Raw genomic sequence first — 21,673 nt, forward strand, 5'->3', positions numbered from 1 at the left:
CTCACGCTCCACAAAATCCAAATCAATCCAGTCTGTACTACCGCTGAGGCGGGCGATTTCTGGCATAGACCACCGAGAAATTCTCCCGCCTCACTTTTGATGCTTAACTAAACACGACCACCCACACCGGGAAAACACTCAACAGACCGCCGGAACACGGGTACGTATGAGCGAAGACGAGGCCGCGTACGACTGGCTGACTCTCGACTCGGACGAGGAGGTCCTCTGGTCGGGCAAGCCGGCCGCCGAGACGATGTACGGGGCGTATCTGGTCGGTATCCCGCTCATCCTCTTTGTCGGGCTCGGTTTGCTGATAATCGCCGGGGCGTATCTGAACCGGCAAAACACCGACTACGTGGTGACGAACAAGAGCGTCTACAAGAAGACCGGTATCCTCAGCCGGTCGGTCTCGGAGGTCGAGTACGAGAAGGTCCAGAACACCTCCTTCTCGGTCGGCGTGGTCGGCCGGTACTTCGACTACGGCAACGTCGATATCAGCACCGCCGGGGGCTCCGGCGTCGAGATGACCCTGCGCGGGGTCACCTCGCCACAGGACGTACAGAAGCGACTGAGCCGCCGTGTCAAGGAGATCCAGGGGAGCGCCGCGACCGGCGAGGAGACGAAAGCCGACGTGCTCGATGAGATACTGACCGAGCTCCGGGCGATTCGAACCGCGGTCGAGGGCGACGGCGGGCCCGACAGCGCCGGGTCGGACGGCACTGGTGGCGGCGCCCGGAGCGACGACGAGGCCGCGGACTGGGACGCCGAGCAGCAATGAGCGTCCCCGACTGGGCGCCGGCGGGAGCCGACGAGACGGTGCGCTGGGAGGGCCAGCCCCGGCGGCGGGTCGTCCACCTGGGTGTCGCGGCCGGCGTCGCCGCCGCGCTCGTCGTCCTCGGCGGTGCCGGGCTGGCCGCGTCGTCCGGGGCGCTCTCGCCGACGGTGGCGACAGTCGTCGGCGTCGCCCTCGCGGCCCTCGCCCTCGCGGTACCCGCCGGCGGGGCGTGGCTCTGGCGGTGGTCGACCCGCTACGTCCTGACCGACGCCGCGCTCTACCACCGGACGGGCGTGCTCTCGCTGACGGTCACAGAGCTCCGGCTGGCCAAGATACAGAACACCAGCTACGACCAGGGTGTCTTCGGGGCCGCGTTCGGCCACGGAACGGTCACCGTCGACACCGCCGGGAGCCGGGGCGCGGAGCTGACACTGCGACAGCTCGACGGCCCGGCGGCAGTCCACCAGCGAATCGCGGAGAGCGCCGGGCAGGCGGCAGGCGACCGGGCCGACGATATCCCCGGCTCGCTCGACGCCTGGAGAGCGGTCCGCACGGAGGTCCGGCGGATTCGGGCAGCGGTCGCCGGCGACCGCTAGCTGCCAGCCGCTGTCGGGCGGCCACAACGCGAGCGGTACTGAATCCCCAAGTCGCCTCGACTGTGGCGGGCCAGACACACGGCGCCGTCGGCCCGGAAACCCTTTTGCACGGGGACGGCCAACTCCCGGGCATGTACGTCCGGGATGCGAAAAACCGAGAGGAGGTCTGGCTGCTGGACCACATCGAGGAGATGGGGCTGGACGAGACGAACTTCCGTTCCCGAGACTACGTCATCGCCATCGACGAGGACGGCGGTCACAAGGCCGGCTTCGGCCGCATCCGAATCCACAAGCCCAACGACGGCGACCGCATCTGCGAGCTCACGAGCATCGGCGTCCTCCCGGAGTGGCGCGGCCAGGGCGTCGGTGCCCACGTCGTCGAGCGGCTCGTCGAGTACGCCTCCGACGAGGGGTTCGACGTGGTGTACTCGCTGACCGGCGCCGACCGCTATCTCACCCAGTTCGGGTTCGAGCGCATCGGCGAGGCGGAACTGCCGGCGCGACTGCAAGAGCGCCTAGAGGAGAAACGCGAGAACATCCAGCCCGACGCGGTGCCAATGGAACTGGACCGGAGCGACTTTTCGGTCCCGCCACGCTTTCGCGAGCGGTTCAAGAACGCCTCGGCCCACGAGGCCGAGCCCGAACCCGAAGACAGCGCCGAGGACTTCGGTATCGACCCCGACGAAGCGACCTACAAGTACGACACCGGGCGCTAGGTGTCTCTCGATTTGGTGGATTCGAGACGGCATCTGTCTCTCTGACGGCGTTCCATGACCGCCAGAAAACCCCGACCGGCTGACCAACCGTCTACGAACGGACTGAAGTCGGGGCTTTCTGGCGGTGCGAATTCGAACCAGACCGCATCACAACGCCGCCACAAACAGCTACCGCACGTCGATGACTTCGATGTCGAAGACGAGCGTGCGGCCGGCGAGCTCGTGGTTGAAATCGACCTCGACGACATCCTCGCGCACGGCGGTCACGTCGCCGTGGAGCTCGTTTTTCGCCTCGACGTGGACGCCGACCTCGGGCTCCTGTCCGACCATCTCCTCGAAGGCCTCGGGGTCGTACTCGCGGACCTTCTCCGCCTCGAACTCGCCGTAGGCCTTCTCGGGGGGGACCTCGATGGTCCGCTCTTCGCCTTCTTCCATGCCGACGAGGGCCTCCTCGATGCCCTCGATGATGTCCCCGCGGCCGACGGTGAACGAAAGCGGCGCGTAATCGGCCGGCTGGTTGCCCTGTGCCGTGATGAGGTCCTCGTGGCGGGCGACCTCCTGGCGCGACGTGTCAAAGAGGCTCCCGTCCTCGAACCGTCCGACGTAGTGGATGGTTACGCCGTCCCCGCGTTCGATTGGCATACAGCGTGTTCGGAACAGGAGGGGTTTAAACCCAACTTTTGCCGGCCGAAGCCGGGGCCGACGGAAGCGTCGGGCAGCAGTCGGGACCGGCAGACCGAGCCACGGCGGCCGCGCGTCGTCGGGAACGCTTAAGCCGGGGCCGGTCCACGCATCTGTCATGTTCGACCCCGAGGAATTGGACAAGATCCGCGAGGCGAAAGCCGAGTGGGAGCGGGAGGACGTCCAACCGACCGTCGACAGGTTCGGCGAACGCGAGGAGCGGTTCACGACGGACACGGAGGGGCAGGAGGTAAAGCGGCTGTACACGCCCGAGGACGTGGCTGACCTCGACTACGGCGAGGACCTCGGTTTCCCCGGTCGGGAGCCCTACACCCGGGGCGTCTACTCGACGGGCTACCGCGGCCGGCTCTGGACGATGCGCCAGTACGCCGGGATGGGGACGGCCAGCGAGACCAACGAGCGGTTTCACTACCTGCTCGACGAGGGCCAGACCGGCCTCTCGATGGCCTTCGACCTGCCGACCCAGATGGGCTACGACTCCGACAACGCGATGGCCGCCGGCGAGGTGGGCAAGACCGGCGTCGCCATCGACTCGCTTGCGGACATGGAGACCGTCTTCGAGGGTATCCCGCTGGACGAGGTCTCGACCTCGATGACCATCAACGCCCCCGCCGCCGTGTTGCTGGCGATGTACATCGCTGTCGGCGACCAGCAGGGCGTCGACCGCGAGGAGCTCCGTGGCACCATCCAGAACGACGTGCTCAAGGAGTACATCGCCCGAAACACGTTCATCTACCCGCCCGACCCGTCGATGCGTCTCATCACGGACATCTTCGAGTTCTGTGCCGCGGAGGTGCCCAACTTCAACACCATCTCCATCTCGGGGTATCACATCCGCGAGGCGGGCTCGACCGCCGCCCAGGAGATCGCGTTCACGCTGGGCGACGGGCTGGAGTACGTCGAGGCAGCCATCGAGGCCGGGCTGGACGTCGACGACTTTGCTCCACAGCTCTCCTTTTTCTTCGCGTCGTACAACAACATCCTCGAAGAGGTGGCGAAGTTCCGGGCCGCCCGCAGGCTGTGGGCGAAGCTCATGGACGAGCGATTCGACGCCGAGGACCCCAAATCCAAGCAGCTGAAGTTCCACACCCAGACCGCCGGCTCGACGCTGACCGCCCAGCAGATAGAGAACAACGTGGTCAGGGTGGCCTACCAGGCCCTCGCGGCGGTGCTTGGCGGGACCCAGAGTCTCCACACCAACGGCAAGGACGAAGCCATCGGCCTGCCCACCGAGGAGTCGGTGCGGACCGCGCTGCGGACCCAGCAGATTCTCGCCCACGAGTCCGGCGCGGCCGACACCATCGACCCGCTTGCGGGCAGCTACTACGTCGAGTCGCTAACCGACGAACTGGAACAGGAGGCCCGCGAACTCATCGAGGAGGTCGACGAACGCGGCGGGATGGCCCGGGCCATCGAGAACCAGTGGGTCCAGCGCCAGATTCAGGACGTAGCCTTCGAGCGCCAGCGCGAACAGGAAGAGGGCGAGCGAATCATCGTCGGCGTCAACGAGTTCGAGGTCGAGGAGGAGGGCGAGCAGGACATAGAGGAGGTCGACGAGGCCGTCGAGGCCGCCCAGCAGGACAACGTCGCCGAGGTGCGCGAGGAGCGCGACGACGCGGCCGTCGAGGAGGCGCTGGCGGCGCTGCGCGACGCGGCCGAGGGCGAGGAGAACCTCATGCCCTACATCGTCGACGCGGTGAAGGTATACGCCACCACCGGCGAGGTGTGTGACGTACTCCGGGACGTCTTCGGTGAGTACCAGCCCGGCTCGTCGATGTAGGTTCGGGACACGAACTATTACCCATCCCCGAGAAGCACGCCCATGGACTTTGACCACGCCGGCGTCGCGACAGCCGACGCCGATGGACTCGCGGAACTGTACGGCACAGTCTTCGATGCGCCGATTGCACACGAGGAGACCTTCGACGGGCTCCGCGTGCAGTTTCTCGACCTCGGGAACGGTTACTTCGAGCTTCTGGAACCGCTGCCCGACGCCGAAGGAGCCATCCCGGGCTATCTCGACCGGCACGGCCCGGGCCTACACCACGTCGCGCTGGCGACCGACGACATCGCTGGGGCGCTGGACGACGCCCGGGCGGCCGGCGTCGAACTCATCGACGAGGTCCCGCGTGGCGGCGCCTGGGGCCACGACGTGGCCTTCTGTCACCCGAAGTCGACCGGCGGCGTCCTCGTCGAGTTCGTCGAGCACTGACACGGGCGGGTGTGAGCGCCCGCCCGGCCCCGGCCGGACGACAAACCGCCACCCGGCGTCCATCTTCGCCGCTCTGTCCCTGATTCGTGTGGTACGATACCACCCATCGTTACGCGAGCCGAACAATCGGTCGAGTCGGTAAACACCGAGTGCAACGACACGGGCGCCCGAACGGGCCGGGGCGGACACCGGAGGGAAAAGAACTTGTCAGATGCAAGTGTGGGTCGACGTATGAAGGCAATTGTCCTTGCCGGGGGGTACGCGACCCGAATGTGGCCGATTACGCGACACCGACCCAAGATGTTGCTACCGGTCGGCGAGTCGACCGTGATCGACGGTATCGTCGACGAACTCGAGGGCGACGACCGCGTCAGCGAGATATTCATCTCCACGAACGAGGCCTTCGCCGGCGAGTTCGAGACCCACTTCGAGGAGCGTGGCACCGACAAGATAACCATGTCCGTCGAGGACACCAGCGACGAAGACGAGAAGTTCGGCGTCGTCGGGGCCCTGGCACAGCTCGTCGACCGCGAGGGGCTGGGCGACGAGGACCTGCTGGTCATCGCCGGCGACAACCTCTTTGGGTTCGATATCAGCGAGTTCATCGACCACTTCAAGGAGTACGACGACCCGACGCTTGCCGCCTACGACGTGGGCGACTTGGAGAAGGCCAAGTCCTACGGCCTCATCCAGGTCGAGGGCGACGAGATCGTCGACTTCCAGGAGAAGCCCGACAACCCCAAGAGCACGCTCGTCTCCATCGCCTGCTATGCCTTCCCGGCCGACGCCATCCGCTTCGAGGAGTATCTCGCCGGCGACAACAACCCCGACGAGCCGGGGTGGTTCATCCAGTGGCTCGTCGACCAGGGCTCCGTGCGACCCTTTAGCTTCGACGACGTCTGGTATGACATCGGCACGGCCGACAGCTACCTCGACGCCGTCGAGTTCGCCCTCGAAGGCGGCCAGATGGTCGCCGACGACGCCACCATCGAGAACTCCAAGCTCGGGGAGAACGTCCACGTGCTCCCCGGCGCGACGATCAAGAACTCCGCCGTCGACAACACCGTCGTCTTCCAGGACGCATCCATTACCGACGCCGACGTGAGCGACTCCGTCATCGACGTGAAAGCCAGCGTCGACGACAAGGACCTCGACAGCGCGCTGTTGGGGCAACACACCCGCGTGCAGTAGTAGTACCTTTTTACTTCGCCCCCTCTCCTCGCGCGGCCAACGGCCGCGCTGCGGGGAGAGGACTCGCAAAAATCTACGCTAAAAACTGCCGAAAGCGCGCCGGCGGCGCGCTTTCGGTGAACCGACGGCCGCTGGCCGTCGGATGCTTACCGCGACAGCCTACCTTTCCCCGTGAACGCGCGACGGAGCGCGCGTTCGGCCACCGCAACCGCCGGTCCGGTGGATTTCGGGAAGCGCGACGGCGAGAGCGACTGTAACCAGTGCTGGAGTGAGAACAGGAGCGGGAGAGCTAGATGAAGAATCGGATTCGAGTTACTCCAACCAGGCGTCCTCGACGACGATACTCCCCCGCGTCCCGTCCCACTCCGTGTCGTACTCCAGTTCGATGCGCTGGTCCATGTGTGGCCCATCAGTGACTAAGGTCTCAAACTCCCCGCCCTCGCCGAGGATGTGGACGCCGTACTCCTCGTTGAGTGCTTCCAGTTCGTCTAGCGCGTCGGCGTCGAGAGTGCGACCCAGCCAGGACTCGTCGAGGCCGTAGGCGGCCACGCGGATGATGCGGATCTCGAAGCCGGCCGAAAGCATCGCGTCGGCGAGGTCGCGGGGGTTCTCCTGCCAGAGGGGGGCAAAGAGGTTGGCCTCCAGGCGCTCGGCCATCGCCTCGATGCGGCTGGTCTGGTACTCGCTCTCGACGGCGCCGGCGGTGACGCCGGCGACGCCGACCTCGGCGTCTAGCTCTCGCAGCGCGGCCTCCAGCGGTTCGAGCTCTTCGTCGCCCTGCTGGCCGGAGTCGGGGACGTCGTCGGCGCCGAAGTCGTCGGGTTCGACCTCCACGAGGTCGATACCGATGCTCTCGGCGGCCAGGGACGCGAGCCGCGTGGCCGGGACGTGGTACATGTAGGAGTCGCCCTCGGGGTGGACCGTCACCAGTCGCTCGACGGGGTAGTCGTTCTCCAGTGCGCGGTACAGCGCCCACGAGGAGTCTTTCCCACCCGAGAACAGCGACACCCACACGCCGTCAGTCATGGCCGGCCGTAGCCGGGCCGTGGGTAAATCGCTGTCTGTTCGCGGCGTGGCGTTCCGAGGACGTCACTGCTCGACGAGGTCGGCCTCGATGTCGTTCTCGCTGACGTAGGCCGCGACGCGGACGCCGACGACGGCGACGAGGATACCCGCGACGATAAACGTCGCCAGCCGGGTCCCCAGGTCCATCGCGAAGCCGTTGACCTCGACGATGCCGAAGTCCATCGAGGGGACACGGAGGGGACCGAACACACCAGCCCGTTCGAGGAAGTACGCCGAGAACCCACGGACGACGAGGCCGACCGCGACCGCGCCAAACGGGAGATTCACGTAGGCGCTGCGGATGCCCTCCCGCTGGAGGAGCTCATCGAGCAGGCGGCCAAGCGAGGCCGCAAGCGCCGCCGCGGTCAGCCACGGGACCGAGTCGAAGAGGAACTGGTTCGCGAGAATAAAGAGGCCGGTCGAGCCGGGCGGCGATATCTCAAGGGCGCCGGCGAAGATGCCGACAATGGAGAGCCCCGCAGCGACGACGTAGGTCACAAGCGACACCTGCCCCGAGTACAGCGCCTCGCGTATCTGTCCCGGCAGCCGGGCGAGATAGTCGTCGATACCCAGTCCCTTGTAGATGAGAAACACGCCCAGGGCGGCGGCGATAGCGCCAAGCGCCGTAGTGGGCGCGACGAACTGGAGCAAGAGCGGCAGCGCGAGCAAGGCGATACCGACGGGGACAAGCACCGTCCGGCGCAGCTCCTCGTCGGCGAGGAACTGCTTGAGCAGGTAGTAGGTGGACTCGATGTCCCGGGCCTGCCGGACGACGACGCGGTCGACGGCGTCGACGCGGACGCGGCTCTCGATGATGGGGACCAGCCGCTCGTCGTCGGCGCTGTCGACGACGACCACTGCCGAGTCGGGGTCGTACTCGGTGACCAGCGACTCGGTCTGGCGGGCGATCTGGCGGTCGCTGCCGACGGCGTCGCCGCCGCCGCCGACGACCGCCACGACGGCGTCGTCGCCCTCCGCTTTGAGGTCGTCGGCCACGCGCAGCCCCTCCAGCAGGCAGTTGATACGGCTGTCCTCGGGGTCGATGACGCCAGTCTCCGTTATCGTCGACTCGACGGCGGCCCGCCCCACGACCGGGCACCTGTCGGCCACAGGGCTGTCCCGGTCGATACACACCACCAGCGTTGTCACAGTGGTGTGGAGACGGCCGCGAGATAAAAAACCCTCGCGGAGCCGCGCCCGAACCGGTTGCAGCTCACGCCGAGTGCGGTCGGCTTACCACCGGAAAGAGAGGCCGTCGACGTCCCCCTCGAAGGCGCTCGTGAGGCCGGCCCCGAGCGCGAACGCGACGGCCTGGGCGCCGCCGCGGAGCTTCGACCGGAGCCCCCGCTGGGGCTCGAACTCGGCGACGGTGACCGGCTCGCCCAATTCTGATTCGAGACGGTCCTCGACGTCCTCGCGGGTGCCGATGTCGTCGACCAGCCCCATCTCGTGGGCCTCGGTCCCGAGGAATACGCGGGCTTCGGTGTCCCGAACGGCTGCCTCGTCCAGTTCCCGTCCTTCGGCGACGGTCTCGACGAACTGGTCGTAGTAGTCGTCGATGAGCCCCTGGAGGTACTCGCGTTCGTCGTCCTCGAACTCCTTCAGCGGCGTCCCGGCGTCCTTGTACTCGCCGGCGGCGAGTCGCTCGTAGGACAGGCCGACCCGGTCGGCCAGCTCCTTGGCGTTGACCCGAGAACCGATGACGCCGATGGAGCCGACGATAGAGCCCTCACGGGCCCACAGCTCGTCACAGCCGGCGGCGATGTCGTAGCCGCCGCTGGCACAGACATCGGTGGCGTAGGCGACGGTCGGCCCGTCGAAGGACTCGGCGGCCAGCCGGATGTCCTCGCTCGGGACGATCTGGCCGCCGGGCGTGTTGAGCTTCAATAGCAGCGCGTCGGCGCCGCGGTCGTCGTCGGCGCGCTCTATCTGCTCTACGATGTCGTCCGCGCCGGGGCTGGTCGGCGGGGTGGCGATACCGCTACCGCCGCCGTCCCGCGTTATCGGCCCTTCGACGGCGACCTCCGCGACGTTGTGACTCGGCGCGACCGACCCCGCGACGTTGCTCGCGATGCGGGCGCCGACGAGCGCCGCCACGAGCACGAGCAGGACGCCGAGCAGCTCGGTGAGGTCGGTGGGGAAGACGACGAAGACCAGCGCGCCGGCGACGACGGCGACGAGGGTCCCCACCAAGACGACGCCCAGCCGGACGAGCGAATCGGCGTCGACCATCACTGGAACCCCAGCGGGCGCGCGCTCGTCGACTCCTCGCCGCCCTGTTGCATCTGCTGGGCCAGCCGGGCCTTCGTCTGGCGGATCTCCTCGGCCTGTTCGGCCAGCGTCGCGGTGTCGACTTCGACCCCCGCGAGGGGGGCGACGCCGGTATCGAGCAGGGCGCCCGCCGCCTCGGGGTCCGGGAACTGCGGGTCCGCCTCGACGACGAGGCCGACGCCGGTGAGACCGACGCGCTGGGTCTCGTGGACGAGCGCGCCGGTCGGCCCCGTGATAGCGCCCGATTCGGAGGGGGTCGGGACTCCGGCGTCGGAAAGCAGCGCCGCCCCGTCGCCGGTGGCGATGCCGTACAGCGAGGGTGCGTCGTTGCGCTCCGAGGGCATCCCGCTGAGAAACACCGGCGTGGCGTCCTCGCCGCGGAGCCAGTCGACCATACAGCCCGCGAAAGACTCGGCGGCCTCGGGCGAGACCGGCGCGTCGCTCGTGAGTGCCAGCAGGTCCCGCTCGGCGTCGGCGTAGATGCGGACCGGACCCCGGACATCGGGGTCGCCCTCGCTGTAGACGGCGATTTCGGGCAGCCCGTCACACCGGGCCGTGCCGTAGTGGACCATGTCGTAGGCGTCGACCAGGTGGTCGGCCGCCAGTTTGCCGACCAGCCCCACGCCCGGCAACCCCTCGACGAGTGTCGGTGCGTCGAGTTCGATGTCGTCGCGATGTGTCTCTACGTGTGCCATACGCTGATTGTGGTCGGCTGGCCGCTTCAAAGGCAGGGCTGCTAGCAACTGTACGCGTGGCTGGGTTCGGTGACAGTACCGCGAACGTGTACCGCCAGAAAGCCCCGAACCGTTCGACTCGGGGGGCTCGCTTCGCGCCTCGCTCGTTCCACTCGCTCGGTGCTTACGTCGCCCGCCTTCGTCGAACGGTTCGCCCCTTTCAGTCCCCCCGTAGCCGGTTGATCAACTGCATGGGTGGGACTGAAAGGGGCGACTGGCTCCGGGAAGACGGCCGACGAAAGCACTGGACTGAGCGAGCACAGCGAGCGAAGGAAGCGCGCAACGAGGCCCTCGACCGGCGACAGTCGGGGCTTTCTGGCGAGTTAAACTGCACGGGTTGCCGTTAGTACCGCTCACGTCTGTTCCTAGCTTCGAAACGCACAAGCGGGGGCCTCGCAAACCCCAGTTCAATGGAACCACCGGAGCGGTACCGACCCATCGTCGACGACTTCGAGGCGTTCCGGGACGCCTGCGAGCTGCCGCTGCCGTCGGCGGTCCGGGTCAACACTATCAAGGCCACCGTCGCGGACGTGCGGGCGGCCCTAGACGAGGCCGGCATCGGCTACGAGCCGGTCGACTGGCACGACGAGCTGTTCGTCCTGCCGGAGGCCTCGCCGGGGGCGAACTGGCCGTACTTCCACGGCTGGATTCACGGCCAGGAGGAGGTGTCGGCGGTGCCGGCGACCGTGCTCGACCCCGAGCCCGGCGAGCGGGTGTGGGACGCCTGCGCCGCCCCGGGGAGCAAGGCGACCCAGCTTGCGGCGCTGCTCGACGACCGCGGCGAGGTGGTCGCGACCGACACCAACCTCGGGCGCATCTCGGCGCTGCGGACCAACACCGAGCGCCTGGGCGCGACGAACATCGCCGTCACCCACGAGGACGCCCGGAACCACACGCTCAAGCCCTTCGGCGGGGCCGAGTACGACCGAGCGCTCGTCGACGTGCCCTGCTCCTGTGAGGGGACGATTCGGAAGAACCCCGACGCCTTCGAGGAGTGGTCGATGTCACACGTCCGGGGCATCTCCGGGGTGCAAAAGGACATCCTCGAACGGGCGGTCCAGGCCACGAAGCCCGGCGGCACGGTCGTCTACTCGACGTGTACGTTCGCCCCCGAGGAAAACGAGGCCGTCCTCGATCACGTCCTCGCCGCCGAGGACTGCGAACTGGTCGAGTTCGACCTTTCGCTCGCCCACCGCGAGGGCGTCACCGAGTGGCAGGGCTCGGAGTTCGACCCGGGCGTCCGGAAAGCCAAACGCATCTACCCGCATTTCAACGACACGGGCGGCTTCTTCTGTGCGAAACTGGAGGTCGGCACATGAACGACAGCACGAAGTTCACCAGGCTGCCCGCGACCGACGCCGAGCGCGACGAGCCCGAGCGGGCGACCCGCGAGGAAGTGCTTGAGTTCTGGGACGACCGCTTTGGCGTCCCACCCGAAACGTTCGAGGACCACACCTTCTGGGAGCGGGGCAAGGGCAAGCTCTGGTGTTACCGCGGCGAGCCGCCCTCGCCCGTCGACGTCGAGGCGCTGGGGATGACCTTCCTCAGGACGCGCCAGGAACACTGGAAGCCGACGCTGGAGGCGGTCCAGCGCTTTGGCGAGGCGGCGACGGAGTGTGTCATCCACCTCTCGGAAGACGAGGCCGAGACCTTCGTCGCCGGCGACGACCAGGAACTCGACTGGGACGGCGACTGGGGGTACCTCGTCGTCACCCACGACCTCGCCGGCCGCCGGGAGCCGGTCGGGGTCGGACTCTACGTCTACGGCGAGCTCCGCTCGCAGGTGCCCAAGGGCCGGCGCCGGGAACTGGACGGATAGCCAGCCGGCTACTGCTCGCGGTGGATGCGGAAGGCGACCTCGACTGTGGCCTTGTACTCCGTTATCTCGCCGCCCTCGACGGTGGCCGTCCAGCTCTCGACCTCGACGCCGTGGATGTCCTCGATGGTCTCGTTTGCCTCCGCGACGGCCTCGTGGGCCGCGTCCTCCCAGGACTCGGTCGACGTGCCCAGTATCTTGACGATTTTGACTGCGCTCATAGCGGTCCGACAGGGGACCACCAGCGGCCTAACTATAGACCGGTTAGCGCCTCTCAAGATGGGTAATGTCGCCCTATCGCCGACATCGGCCAGACCTACTCCGCGCGCTCCCGAACCGTCCCGCCGCTCAGGCCGTCCCACTCGATGCGGTAGCCCAGCCGCGAGAGGACGGCGCCGTCGTCGTCGATACCGTACTCGTCCAGGACGTCCTCGACGGTCGACAGCGACATACCAGGCTCGATGCGGTCGGCCAGCGAGTCCAGCACAGCGGGACGAACCAGCGTGCGCCCGATCCGCTCGTGGTCGGGGAAAGACTTGTCCTCGATGGCGTCCTCGCTGACGCCGTACTCGTCAGCCAGTGCCGCGAGCGACACCGCGTCGGCGTCGGGCCGGAGCTCGTCGGAGAGGCCGGCGGCGCTTTCCGCGACCAGGTCGTCCTCGTAGGGCCGCAAGGCGTCGCGGACATCTTTCACGCGGATGGTCCCCGAGTACGGAATCGCGCGGTGGTCGCGGGCCTCGATCGCCTCGCCGACCCCCAGGCTCTCGTCGACCGCGACGAGCATCTCGACGCCCTCTACGTCGGCCAGCCGGTCTAACTTCTTCTGTACGTACTCGGGCGTCCAGAACCCCATCACCTCGAAGAAGACCCGGAGGTCGGTATCGCCGCTTCCGGTGTCCCGGACCTCGCCGGCCCCGCCGGGGCGCCAGTCGAACGCGAAGTCCGGGATGACGACGTGTTCGCCGGCTTCGAGGGGCTCGGGCTCGCGAATCAGCTCCCAGTCCAGCCCCAGCGACGAGAAACGGGCGGCGAAATCGGCCTCGACGCCGCTGTCGTAGCTCACCTCGGTGACGGGTTCGACGCCCGGGACGGAGACATCTGCCTCGGTGAGTCGCAGCTCCCGCTCGGTGCCGCGGTCGTCGACGGTCGCCGAGAGCGTCCACTCGCCGGTCTTGGCCACCGTCCGGAGCAAGCGGGCAAAGCGGGTCCCGTACCGGCGCGTGTTCGAGAAGATGGCGTCGGGGCCGGTGACGACGACCTCCCGGCCCTCGGGCGTCGTTCGTATCTCGTACATCAGCCGGAGGCGCTTGACAGCCGAGACGACAGCCCCGGGGTCCGAGGAGCGCACCCGGACCTCGGTGGCATCGAACAGGGCGGTCTGTGCAAGCGAGAGGTTGTACTGTGCGAGGAGTTCGGCCGGCGACCAGCGAGCGTCCACATCGGTCAGAATCTGTCGGTCCTCCAGGTCGGCGTACAACGACGATTCGAGCGCCTCAACGTCGATACCGAGCCCCGCGGCCGCCCGCGAAAGCGCCGCCTCGCGTTCCCCCTCGGTGACGACGCCCACGTCTTCGGCCGCCTCGAAGGCCCGCTTTCGCGCCCGTTCGGGCGGCAGCGGGGCGCGCGTCTCGAAGGTCGCCTCCCGCTCGACGAGCTTCGCAAACCCCCTGACGAGCTTGAAGTCGTCGGCCCCACGCTCCAGGTCGGTCAGCGCCGTCCGGAGTGTCGCCCGGGACTCGCCGACGTGGCCCTGGTAGACACCCAGCACGCGGGCCGCCAGCCGCTCGTGGCCGCCGTCGGCGAACTGCGGGTGGTAGCCGCCGCCGGCCCGTGACACCCGCAGGAGGTCTTTCGTCAGCACGGTCGGGAGTGGGCGACGGCGGTACAAAAAACGACCGTCGGACGGCGGTCAGTCCTCGTTCGCTCTCCGGTTCCACTCGCGTTCCTGGCGGCGTTCAGTGAGGTGGCGCTGCCCGTCAGCCAGTTCCTCGCGGACCCGTCGCTCGTAGCCGGTCATGTCCGCGAGGATGTCGGCCTCGAACGTCTCCAGAAGGTCGTAGGTCCAGCGGTCCTCGATGGCGCCCCTGGGGAGCAGTTCGTCGCGCAACTGGTCGGCCAGGTCGGTGTGGCCGGCCTCGCGCAGCGTCGCCTCGGCGTCGTGGAGGTGGTCCATCGCGTGACCGGTGGCGTGGTGGACCTCGATGAGGCTACCGTGGGCCCGTCGTAGCCACTCGACGCCGAGTTCGGCCTCGTGCAGCGCCGACAGCTCCGACTCGCTGAGCGCCGGCGTGTCGTCCGAATCTGTCATATGAAAGACTAGTGGGTCGGGCTGTATAGCTGTGGCGGCGCCGGGTGTGGCTCGGCCGCTGGGCGGTCCATCGGTACTCGACGTACACGGCTCGACGTGCGTATCGGAGACAGTCGGACGCGGGGCTGTCACGAACAGCGACACCACCGCTCGATCTGGAGTTTCGAGAAGGAGAGCGAACCTGCTGACACCGCCCCTGATTTCCACTACAGGGGAAGCTGTTCTAGGAAGTCCTCGCTCTGGGCGTCGAGGTGGTCGAGCCGGTCGCCGAGGAGCTGGCGCAACAGCGTGACGAGCGTGTTGTCCGGCCCCTCGCCGGTGAGCGCCATCTCCCGGTAGCCCCCCGCAATCGGTTCCCCCAGCGTTCCCAGCAGGACGGCTTCGCGGTCGGCCAACACCAGCCGGCCGACCTTCTCCCGTTCCGGCGGGAGGTTCATCCAGTCGAGCTGGGGCTCCCAGATGACGACCGCCGGCAGTTCCTCGCGAACAAGGTCTCGCACCCCGGCGGACTGTGTGCCCAGATACACGTCGACGCCGCGGTCGAGCGCGTCCGCCAGCCGGCTCACACAGCCCTCGTCGAGCAGCCCGTCCGTCGTGATGAGCAAGAACAGCTCCTCGTCGGCCCGTTCGAACAGCGACTGGCCGCGCGAGACGATGTCGTCACGGCCCTCGATGGCCCAGGTGTCCGGCATCTCCCGCCCGGGCTGGACCGTCACCGCGGGCCCTATGTCGAGCCAGTCGGCGTCGAGTTCCGGGTGGCCGACGTAGCTGACCGTCTCGCCGTCGACTTCGACGAGGCCTGCCTGTTCGAGCGACGGCAGATGGGTGTGGACGAGCGAGACGAGCACGTCCGCCGCGTCGCTGTCCGGGGCCGACTGCATGCCCCGTTCCCGGCTCGCGACGCGGCGGGCGAGCGCCTCGCGGTCGATGTCGGTCGCGGACTCGATGACGGACAGGGCGACCCGCCGCCGAGCCGGCTGAATCGCCCTGAGGGCGGCGTCGGCCCCGTCCGCGTCGATGTCGAGCATCCGCCGGATAGATTCAACATTAAAGGCGGGGTGGTCGGCCCCGGCGACGGTCCCGTCGTCTACGTCCCATTCGACGAGGGCGGCGTCGTCGAGTTTGGGGAGGTGGGCGTGGTGAAGCCGGACGTGGACGCGGTCGCGCTCCTCGTGAGTCACGTCGACGAGTGACTTCCCGGCGAGTGTGGCGGCTGTCGTCGTCGCCAGTTCCTCAGTCGAGATCGGGGCTGTCCGGTCCTGCAGGACGGACAGCACGGCCCGGCGGTGGCGGTCTGTGATACACGCGAGCACGTCGTCGACCGGGACTCGTCGCGGGGTGGGTACGCTGTCGTTCATTATACCCACTGTAGAATACAGCTGTGGTTATACTGACAGCCTAAGTGTCTTGGGTCGCACCTATCGAAGCGCATCGAGATGGCGGTGTCACAGGCCTTTCGGAGTAACCTAGCGCTTCTGGCCGGTATCGTCCAACAGTCGACTGAACGCCTGGCGTTCGGCACTCCGGAGGTGCTGGTGGAAGGTCGGGTCCGCGATACCCATCGAGTCGGCGAGGTCGGCCGCGCTCCGCTCGCGGGGCCACTCGAAGTAGCCGCCGAAGTACGCCGCTTCGAGGGCGTCCCGCTGGCGCTCGGTCAGCTGCGAGAGCGCGTCGTCGGCGTCCGTCCCGGCGGGTTCGAGCGTCGCTCGTCGCTGTAGGGAGACACGCAACGCCGGGTAGTTCGACTCTAGCTGCTCGACGACCGCGTTGACCTCTACCGTCTGGGGGAACTCGACGGTGGTAACCACGGACGACTCGTCCAGCACGCCGCCCCGAATCCGGCCGCCAAACGCCGAGACGAGGGTGCTGATCGGCGGGTCGTTCCACGTGATTTCGACGCGTGATTCGCTTCCGTCTTCGCCGAGCCGGGTGACCGACTCGACCACGTCCGCCGCCCTCAGCGTGTCGACGTCGTCGGTCGGCAGCGATGCGTACATCAGGAACTGTCCGCCGCTGACCGGAATCATCCGGTCGAACCGAATCCGGTCACTGAAGGGCGCGTCAAATTCGAATAGGTCGCCGATACCGTCTATCTGGAGCTCGACTTCCGTAACGAGGTCCGAGTGGAGGGCCTGGCGCTGGGTCGCCGACATGATGGCGTGACCGATGAGCTGCCCGAGCGTGTCGAACACGTCCCGGACACCCGGGGCGAAGGCGTTGGGTTCGCCAGCGTACACCGCGAGAAGGCCGAACGTGGTCTGGCGGTACATAAGCGGGATGGCGGCCACTGAGTGAAAACCACGCGACAGGGCGGCCTCGCGCCACGGCACAAACCGGTCGTCCGTCGACACGTCCGAAACGATCTGTGTCCGCCCGCTCCGGATGGCTTCGCCGCCGAGGCGACTCTGTTCACCGCCCTGTAGCTGGACGGTCACCTCGTCCAGATACCCGTCCGCGTTGCCGGCGGAGGTACTGGGCGTGAGCGTGCGGTCGGGCAGCTCGGCGGTCCCGACCCACGCGAACTCGTAGGTGTCCAGCTCGACGAAGCGGTCACAGACCGCCCGTTCGATCTCCTCGCGGGTCGACTGGCTGACGACCGCCTGCTGGATGTCCTGTACCACGCGGTAGACCTGCGTGATAGCGTTGAGCTGGCCCCGCTGGTCCTCTATCTGGCTGATTCGCTCGTACCGATCGATGGCCGACGCCAGGACGTTCGCGACGCTCTCGATGGCGTGGGTGTCGGCCTCGGTGAACTCCCGGGGCGCCGTGTCGAAGGCGGCGAGGACGCCTCAGGGGTCCTCCGGCGACCCGATGGTGACGCTGAGGCCGCTCCGGACGCCCCGTTCGACCATGCGCTCGGGCACGTCGAAGCGGGCCTCGGTCTCGGTGTCCGTGACGACCACCGGGCCGCCCGAATCGAGCGTGTATCCGGCCTGCGTCTCACCGGCGGTCGCCGGAACGCACACCCTGTCTATGAGTTCATCGATGGGAGCGGTCGCCGCACGGAGCGTGAGAGTGTCGGACGACCCATCGAGTTCCAGCACAGCGCCGATGTCGGTGTCGAGCATCTCCGCAAGGACGGTCGCCGCCTCCGAGAGGAGGTCGGTCTCCGACGTGGTTTCGAGGGCGTAGCGACCGAGCTGTGCGATGGCCGCCTGCTGGTCGAGACGGCGAACCGCCTCCGCCTCCGCGGTTTTCCGCGGCGTGATGTCCCTGAACAGGCCGACGAAGTACCGCTTGCCGCCCATCGTGAACTCGTTGAACGAGATGCCAAGCGGCACTTCGTGGCCGTCGGCGTGTCGCCCGGGGAGTTCGACGTACGACCAGTCGATGTTGCGCTCGCCGGTTTCGAGGTAGCGGTCGATAGCGGCCAGGTGCGACTCCCGGAGCCGGGGCGGAATGATGTCGAGTTTGCTGCCACCGACCAGTGACTCCGGCTGGTGACCCAGGATAGTCTCGACCGCGGGGTTCGCGTAGGTGACGTTGCTCTCCGTATCGAGGACGATGACGCCATCGGGGATGGCTTCAGCGAGCGAGAGAAACGGCTGGGCCCACGGGGCGACCGCCCCGAATTGAGCCACGTCATCGTGACCCGTGACTCGCCTGACCACACCCACGAACCCCTCGTCGTCGCCGAGGGGTCGGAGTCTGAGTTCGCACGGGACGATACCGGCCGATTCCCTCGCAAGCGGGACGACGCCAGTCACGACGGCCGGCTCGCCCGCCGCTGTGCGGTCGAGGAGCTCCGCGACGAGCGACGCCACCTCGCCACCCGGGAACACGTCGTCGACCGATGCGCCCGCTATCGCCGTCCGCTCGTAGCCCGTGAGTGCGGTGAACCCGGCGTTTACTGTCGTGAGCGTCCCCGTCCGTGTGATACCGACGATACCTATCTCCGCCCGCTCCGCGAGCCGGGCGAGTTCCAGCGTGGACTCGCCGTTCGACTGGGTGACGTCCGCAGAGTCGTCTCGCTGGGTGTCCATCGATGAGTGAGTGAACGGTCGATACGTGCCGGACGTGTAAGAGCGCGAGGTGCCCGTTGCCCACCAGTTGCCACCGACGAGCGTACCAGTTCGATTCGGCGGGTGCCGCTGGACCAGCGGTCGGCTCGAAGCGCGGACCGTCGCTACCGCCGCCGCCGCGCCACCCGCTCCTCGGCCGTCGCCTCGGTGACGAGTTCGTACAGCAGCGCCCGCGACCCGTCGGCCTTCGGCCGCAGAATCCGACCCAGTCGCTGGGTGAACTCCCGCTCGGAGCCGCTGCCCGAGAGGACGACGGCGACGTTGGCATCGGGCACGTCGACGCCCTCGTCCAAGACGTTCGCCGTCACGACCCGGGAATACGTGCCCTCCCGGAACCGCGCCAGAATCTCACGCCGTTCGCTCGCGCCCGTCTCGTGGGTGATCGCGGGTATCAGAAACCGCTCGGAGAGCCGGTAGACGAGGTCGGTGTGGGCGGTGAAGACGATGACGCGGTCCCCGCGATGGCGGTCCAGGATATCGGCCAGCCTGTCGACCTTCCGCCGGGCGTTCATCATCACCTCGCGGGCGCGCTGCTTGGCCAGCAGCGCCTCGCGGGCCTGCGGGTCGGTTCCGGACCGTTTCACGAGTTCCTGGTAGTCACTCCCCGACCGGAGCTGAATGTTCGACTGTTTCAGGTAGTCCGTGAACGTGCTCTGGTGGTCTTCGTAGCGCTCGCGTTCGTCGTCGGTCAGAGCCACCTCGATTCGCTTGATGTCGTAGTCGGCCAGATGCTCGCCGGCGAGGTCGTCCACGGCGACCGACTGGACGAGCGGGCCGACCAGCTCCTCGATGACCTCGTGGGCGCCGTCGGGTCGCTCGAACGTCGCGGTGAGTCCCAGCCGCGCGGGTGCCACGAGCAGGCGGGCGATGTCGCGGTACCCCTCGCCGCCCAGGTGGTGGACCTCGTCGAAGACGACCAGCCCGAAGCGGTCGCCCAGTTCGTCGGCCCGGAGATACGCCGAGTCGTAGGTCGCGACCGTGACGCCCTCGACGCGCTGTTTGCCCCCGCCCAGCCGGCCGACCGGCCGGTCGAACTCGGCTTCCAGTTCGCGCTGCCACTGCTCCAGTAAGTCGATGGTCGGGACCACGACCAGCGTCGGGACGCCCAGGGCCACCATCGCCGCGATACCGATAACCGTCTTGCCACTGCCCGTGGGCAGTTCCAGACACCCCCTCTCGTCGGCCGCCCGCCAGGCGTCGAGGGCGGCCTGCTGGTAGTCCCGGAGCTCGTAGGTCGTCGCGAGGTCGACGGGTTCGGTGTCGAGGACCCGGTCGTCGTAGTCGACGCCGCGCTCGTCCAGGGCCGCCAGCAGGTCGGCGTACCGACAGGCCGGGGCGCGCGCCGATTTCGAGCGGTCGTCACGCTCGACGCCGGGCAAGCCCGCCGGGACCGTCCCACTGAGGCGGACCGTCCCCTCCTCGAAGGTCAACTCCAGCACACCCGGAGTACGACGGGACCCTCGTTAACGGTTTCGCGCCGGGGAACGGCGGTCGACGGGGACACGACGGATAGCCAGCGATTCCCGGGCGGCGGGAGACATCGCACGACACCCCCTGCCGTTCGGCCGACAGCGACCCCCGCAGAACTGTGGCGCTCTCTCAGGCTTGTTCGGCCAGTGTGTCCACCAGGACGCGGTTGTACTCGGGGATGTCCGCGACGACGCGTCCCCAGACGATGTTGCCGTCGCGGAACGCCGGTTCGTCGACCCAGGTCGCGCCGGCGTTTACCAGGTCGTCTTTGATGCCCAGCGACCCCGTCGCGTCCGACCCCTCGACGATGCCGGCGGAGATGCCGACCAGCCCGGCGTGACAGATCATCCCGACGATGTTGTCGTCCTCGTAGACGTCCCGGACGAGGTCAAGCACCGACTGGTCGCGGCGAATCTTATCGGGCGTCCAGCCGCCGGGGACCAGGACTGCGTCGACCGCCGACGCGTTGACTTCCTCGGCCGCGAGTTCGGTCTCGGCGGTGAGTCCGCCGCTCTTTCCGGTGTACTCCACGCCGGCGTCCGTGCCGACGACGTCTATCTGTGCTCCTTCCTCCTGCATGCGCATGTAGACGGCCCAGAACTCCAGATCCTCGAACCCGGGTCCGACCAACATGGCGATTCGTTTGTCTTGCAGTCTCATGTAGGATCACCGTTGGGAGTCCGAACGACACGGTCCGGACGTGTCTCGTCCGCCTCGGGCCCGTCCGGCCGATGCCCAACCGTACGTCGGAGTACATCCCATTCCGTGATAATCTTTTATCTGAGACCGTCGGGAAGACAGCCCGAAAGCGGTTCGCCACCGGCCGGGCCGAGACAGCCCTTTCGCCCGATAGAGCGAGAGACGACAGATTCGGGACAGTTGCGAACGCGGGGAGAGTCCGGCAACGACGGCCGCCACGGTGTGAGACGGGTCCGATGCCATCCACGGGGTCGCTTCCGGTCGGCTTTCTGAATCCTTTTATTCGCGTGACCACTCCCTACGGGTATGAGTGAGCAGGACGCAGCCGACGAGGCGACGACATCCGACGACGGGGATGCCGACGTCGACATCGAGGACGCCCCCGAGGACGTCGACACCGACGAGATAGACCTCGACGACGCCGCGGGCGAGGCCGACGCGGACCTCGTCGAGCGGGTCGCCGACTCCGACCCCGAGGAGATAGCCCGCGAGCTCGCGGCGCTGCGGAGCCAGAACGATTCGCTCGAAGCCGAAATCGAGGAGCTCGAATCGGAGGCCGGGGAGCTAGAGGAGAAACTAAAGCGAAAGCAAGCGGAGTTCCAGAACTACAAAAAGCGGATGAAAAAGCGCCGCGAAGAGGAGCAACAGCGGGCCACGGAGGACCTCGTGAGCCGGATTCTGGACGTGCGGGACAACCTCGAACGCGCGCTCGAACAGGACGAGGACACCGACATCCGCGGGGGCGTCGAGTCGACGCTCCGACAGCTCGACGACGTGTTACAGGCCGAGAACGTCGAAGTCATCGACCCCGACGCCGGCGAGGACGTGGACCCGAACGTCCACCAGGTGCTTGCGAACGTCGAGAGCGAGGTCGAGTCCGGCGCCATCGCGGACGTCCACCGACCGGGCTACGAGATGGCCGGCAAAGTGCTGCGCGAGGCACAGGTCACGGTCTCGAAAGACGAGTAGGGAGATAGCTCGCCCCGAACGAGCGGGTGCGAACCGGTCGGATTGCGGTGCATAATAACGGCTCCGGTTAGCACCACGTAGAATCGACAAAACCGACGGCACGCGGCCACTGCTTACCGTTTACGAG

Annotated in this window: 22 protein-coding genes; 9 read left to right on the forward strand and 13 right to left on the reverse strand. The window is 67.6% G+C overall.

Annotated features, from left to right (window positions below; genetic code table 11):
- Positions 1 to 166 precede the first annotated feature (166 nt).
- The 3 genes from VJ162_RS05635 to VJ162_RS05645 all read left to right on the forward strand — a co-directional run bounded on the left by VJ162_RS05635 (position 167) and on the right by VJ162_RS05645 (position 2,087).
- The gene (locus VJ162_RS05635; RefSeq protein WP_324662973.1) at positions 167 to 778 is read left to right on the forward strand and encodes a PH domain-containing protein; all 612 of its coding nucleotides are present in this window, start codon (positions 167 to 169) and stop codon (positions 776 to 778) included.
- Positions 775 to 1,371: a PH domain-containing protein gene (locus VJ162_RS05640; RefSeq protein ID WP_324662974.1), complete on the forward strand. Its 597-nt coding sequence runs from the start codon at positions 775 to 777 to the stop codon at positions 1,369 to 1,371. Before VJ162_RS05635 ends, VJ162_RS05640 begins: the two co-directional genes overlap by 4 nt.
- A 131-nt stretch (positions 1,372 to 1,502) precedes the next feature.
- Positions 1,503 to 2,087, forward strand: a complete 585-nt coding sequence (locus VJ162_RS05645; protein ID WP_324662975.1) for a GNAT family N-acetyltransferase — start codon at positions 1,503 to 1,505, stop codon at positions 2,085 to 2,087.
- Positions 2,088 to 2,255: 168 nt separating this feature from the next.
- Here the strand turns inward: VJ162_RS05645 and VJ162_RS05650 are convergent, their stop codons facing one another.
- Entirely contained in the window at positions 2,256 to 2,729 is a 474-nt protein-coding gene (locus VJ162_RS05650) for an FKBP-type peptidyl-prolyl cis-trans isomerase (protein WP_324662976.1), read from the reverse strand.
- 157 nt (positions 2,730 to 2,886) lie between these two features.
- Here VJ162_RS05650 and VJ162_RS05655 point away from each other — a divergent pair, with 157 nt between their 5' ends.
- The 3 genes from VJ162_RS05655 (at position 2,887) to VJ162_RS05665 (ending at position 6,192) form a co-directional block, all read left to right on the forward strand.
- On the forward strand, positions 2,887 to 4,569 hold the full coding sequence (locus tag VJ162_RS05655) for an acyl-CoA mutase large subunit family protein (protein ID WP_324662977.1): 1,683 nt from the start codon (positions 2,887 to 2,889) through the stop codon (positions 4,567 to 4,569).
- A gap of 42 nt (positions 4,570 to 4,611) precedes the next feature.
- Positions 4,612 to 5,001 carry a methylmalonyl-CoA epimerase gene (gene mce, locus VJ162_RS05660; protein ID WP_324662978.1) on the forward strand — a complete coding sequence of 130 codons (390 nt, stop codon included), beginning with the start codon at positions 4,612 to 4,614 and terminating at the stop codon, positions 4,999 to 5,001.
- Between the two features lie 231 nt (positions 5,002 to 5,232).
- Complete coding sequence (locus VJ162_RS05665; protein ID WP_324662979.1) at positions 5,233 to 6,192, forward strand: NDP-sugar synthase; 960 nt, start codon at positions 5,233 to 5,235, stop codon at positions 6,190 to 6,192.
- Between the two features lie 312 nt (positions 6,193 to 6,504).
- Here VJ162_RS05665 and VJ162_RS05670 read toward each other — a convergent pair whose 3' ends face one another.
- The 4 genes from VJ162_RS05670 to VJ162_RS05685 all read right to left on the reverse strand — a co-directional run bounded on the left by VJ162_RS05670 (position 6,505) and on the right by VJ162_RS05685 (position 10,223).
- Complete coding sequence (locus tag VJ162_RS05670; RefSeq protein ID WP_324662980.1) at positions 6,505 to 7,218, reverse strand: diphthine--ammonia ligase; 714 nt, start codon at positions 7,216 to 7,218, stop codon at positions 6,505 to 6,507.
- A 63-nt stretch (positions 7,219 to 7,281) separates the two neighbouring features.
- Positions 7,282 to 8,406, reverse strand: coding sequence for a DUF373 family protein (locus VJ162_RS05675; RefSeq protein ID WP_324662982.1), 1,125 nt, complete (start codon positions 8,404 to 8,406; stop codon positions 7,282 to 7,284).
- Positions 8,407 to 8,490: 84 nt separating this feature from the next.
- Entirely contained in the window at positions 8,491 to 9,489 is a 999-nt protein-coding gene (gene sppA, locus VJ162_RS05680) for a signal peptide peptidase SppA (RefSeq protein WP_324662983.1), read from the reverse strand.
- A complete protein-coding gene (locus VJ162_RS05685) occupies positions 9,489 to 10,223 on the reverse strand; it encodes a proteasome assembly chaperone family protein (protein WP_324662984.1) in 735 nt (244 codons plus the stop codon). The genes sppA and VJ162_RS05685 overlap by 1 nt, the downstream gene beginning before the upstream one ends.
- A gap of 449 nt (positions 10,224 to 10,672) precedes the next feature.
- Here VJ162_RS05685 and VJ162_RS05690 point away from each other — a divergent pair, with 449 nt between their 5' ends.
- Both VJ162_RS05690 and VJ162_RS05695 read left to right on the forward strand, forming a co-directional pair.
- Positions 10,673 to 11,581, forward strand: coding sequence for an RsmB/NOP family class I SAM-dependent RNA methyltransferase (locus VJ162_RS05690; RefSeq protein ID WP_324662986.1), 909 nt, complete (start codon positions 10,673 to 10,675; stop codon positions 11,579 to 11,581).
- Complete coding sequence (locus VJ162_RS05695; RefSeq protein WP_324662987.1) at positions 11,578 to 12,081, forward strand: DUF7122 family protein; 504 nt, start codon at positions 11,578 to 11,580, stop codon at positions 12,079 to 12,081. The genes VJ162_RS05690 and VJ162_RS05695 overlap by 4 nt, the downstream gene beginning before the upstream one ends.
- Before the next feature lie 8 nt (positions 12,082 to 12,089).
- Here the strand turns inward: VJ162_RS05695 and VJ162_RS05700 are convergent, their stop codons facing one another.
- The 8 genes from VJ162_RS05700 to VJ162_RS05735 all read right to left on the reverse strand — a co-directional run bounded on the left by VJ162_RS05700 (position 12,090) and on the right by VJ162_RS05735 (position 20,511).
- On the reverse strand, positions 12,090 to 12,299 hold the full coding sequence (locus VJ162_RS05700) for a dodecin family protein (RefSeq protein WP_324662988.1): 210 nt from the start codon (positions 12,297 to 12,299) through the stop codon (positions 12,090 to 12,092).
- Between the two features lie 95 nt (positions 12,300 to 12,394).
- Positions 12,395 to 13,939: a DUF790 family protein gene (locus VJ162_RS05705; RefSeq protein WP_324662989.1), complete on the reverse strand. Its 1,545-nt coding sequence runs from the start codon at positions 13,937 to 13,939 to the stop codon at positions 12,395 to 12,397.
- Between the two features lie 48 nt (positions 13,940 to 13,987).
- Positions 13,988 to 14,386, reverse strand: a complete 399-nt coding sequence (locus tag VJ162_RS05710; RefSeq protein WP_324662990.1) for a hypothetical protein — start codon at positions 14,384 to 14,386, stop codon at positions 13,988 to 13,990.
- Between the two features lie 206 nt (positions 14,387 to 14,592).
- Positions 14,593 to 15,744, reverse strand: coding sequence for a DUF7344 domain-containing protein (locus tag VJ162_RS05715; RefSeq protein WP_324662991.1), 1,152 nt, complete (start codon positions 15,742 to 15,744; stop codon positions 14,593 to 14,595).
- Positions 15,745 to 15,852: 108 nt separating this feature from the next.
- On the reverse strand, positions 15,853 to 17,007 hold the full coding sequence (locus VJ162_RS05720) for a bacterio-opsin activator domain-containing protein (protein ID WP_324662993.1): 1,155 nt from the start codon (positions 17,005 to 17,007) through the stop codon (positions 15,853 to 15,855).
- A gap of 168 nt (positions 17,008 to 17,175) precedes the next feature.
- Positions 17,176 to 18,369 carry a PAS domain-containing protein gene (locus VJ162_RS05725; protein ID WP_324662994.1) on the reverse strand — a complete coding sequence of 398 codons (1,194 nt, stop codon included), beginning with the start codon at positions 18,367 to 18,369 and terminating at the stop codon, positions 17,176 to 17,178.
- A 143-nt stretch (positions 18,370 to 18,512) separates the two neighbouring features.
- Positions 18,513 to 19,847, reverse strand: coding sequence for a DEAD/DEAH box helicase family protein (locus VJ162_RS05730; protein WP_324662995.1), 1,335 nt, complete (start codon positions 19,845 to 19,847; stop codon positions 18,513 to 18,515).
- A 160-nt stretch (positions 19,848 to 20,007) separates the two neighbouring features.
- Positions 20,008 to 20,511: a type 1 glutamine amidotransferase domain-containing protein gene (locus VJ162_RS05735; protein ID WP_324662996.1), complete on the reverse strand. Its 504-nt coding sequence runs from the start codon at positions 20,509 to 20,511 to the stop codon at positions 20,008 to 20,010.
- A 372-nt stretch (positions 20,512 to 20,883) separates the two neighbouring features.
- On the opposite strand from VJ162_RS05735, the gene VJ162_RS05740 reads away from it, so the two are divergent.
- Positions 20,884 to 21,546, forward strand: coding sequence for a nucleotide exchange factor GrpE (locus tag VJ162_RS05740; protein ID WP_324662998.1), 663 nt, complete (start codon positions 20,884 to 20,886; stop codon positions 21,544 to 21,546).
- Positions 21,547 to 21,673 lie beyond the last annotated feature (127 nt).

Source organism: Haloarcula sediminis (genome assembly GCF_035656455.1).
Lineage (GTDB): Archaea > Halobacteriota > Halobacteria > Halobacteriales > Haloarculaceae > Haloarcula > Haloarcula sediminis.

Coding starts and splice junctions, on each gene's coding strand:
- VJ162_RS05635 (WP_324662973.1), top strand. CDS start 167: ATGAGCGAAGACGAGGCCGCGTACGACTGGCTGACTCTCGACTCGGAC.
- VJ162_RS05640 (WP_324662974.1), top strand. CDS start 775: ATGAGCGTCCCCGACTGGGCGCCGGCGGGAGCCGACGAGACGGTGCGC.
- VJ162_RS05645 (WP_324662975.1), top strand. CDS start 1,503: ATGTACGTCCGGGATGCGAAAAACCGAGAGGAGGTCTGGCTGCTGGAC.
- VJ162_RS05650 (WP_324662976.1), bottom strand. CDS start 2,729: ATGCCAATCGAACGCGGGGACGGCGTAACCATCCACTACGTCGGACGG.
- VJ162_RS05655 (WP_324662977.1), top strand. CDS start 2,887: ATGTTCGACCCCGAGGAATTGGACAAGATCCGCGAGGCGAAAGCCGAG.
- mce (WP_324662978.1), top strand. CDS start 4,612: ATGGACTTTGACCACGCCGGCGTCGCGACAGCCGACGCCGATGGACTC.
- VJ162_RS05665 (WP_324662979.1), top strand. CDS start 5,233: ATGAAGGCAATTGTCCTTGCCGGGGGGTACGCGACCCGAATGTGGCCG.
- VJ162_RS05670 (WP_324662980.1), bottom strand. CDS start 7,218: ATGACTGACGGCGTGTGGGTGTCGCTGTTCTCGGGTGGGAAAGACTCC.
- sppA (WP_324662983.1), bottom strand. CDS start 9,489: ATGGTCGACGCCGATTCGCTCGTCCGGCTGGGCGTCGTCTTGGTGGGG.
- VJ162_RS05685 (WP_324662984.1), bottom strand. CDS start 10,223: ATGGCACACGTAGAGACACATCGCGACGACATCGAACTCGACGCACCG.
- VJ162_RS05690 (WP_324662986.1), top strand. CDS start 10,673: ATGGAACCACCGGAGCGGTACCGACCCATCGTCGACGACTTCGAGGCG.
- VJ162_RS05695 (WP_324662987.1), top strand. CDS start 11,578: ATGAACGACAGCACGAAGTTCACCAGGCTGCCCGCGACCGACGCCGAG.
- VJ162_RS05700 (WP_324662988.1), bottom strand. CDS start 12,299: ATGAGCGCAGTCAAAATCGTCAAGATACTGGGCACGTCGACCGAGTCC.
- VJ162_RS05710 (WP_324662990.1), bottom strand. CDS start 14,386: ATGACAGATTCGGACGACACGCCGGCGCTCAGCGAGTCGGAGCTGTCG.
- VJ162_RS05715 (WP_324662991.1), bottom strand. CDS start 15,744: ATGAACGACAGCGTACCCACCCCGCGACGAGTCCCGGTCGACGACGTG.
- VJ162_RS05725 (WP_324662994.1), bottom strand. CDS start 18,369: ATGGACACCCAGCGAGACGACTCTGCGGACGTCACCCAGTCGAACGGC.
- VJ162_RS05735 (WP_324662996.1), bottom strand. CDS start 20,511: ATGTTGGTCGGACCCGGGTTCGAGGATCTGGAGTTCTGGGCCGTCTAC.
- VJ162_RS05740 (WP_324662998.1), top strand. CDS start 20,884: ATGAGTGAGCAGGACGCAGCCGACGAGGCGACGACATCCGACGACGGG.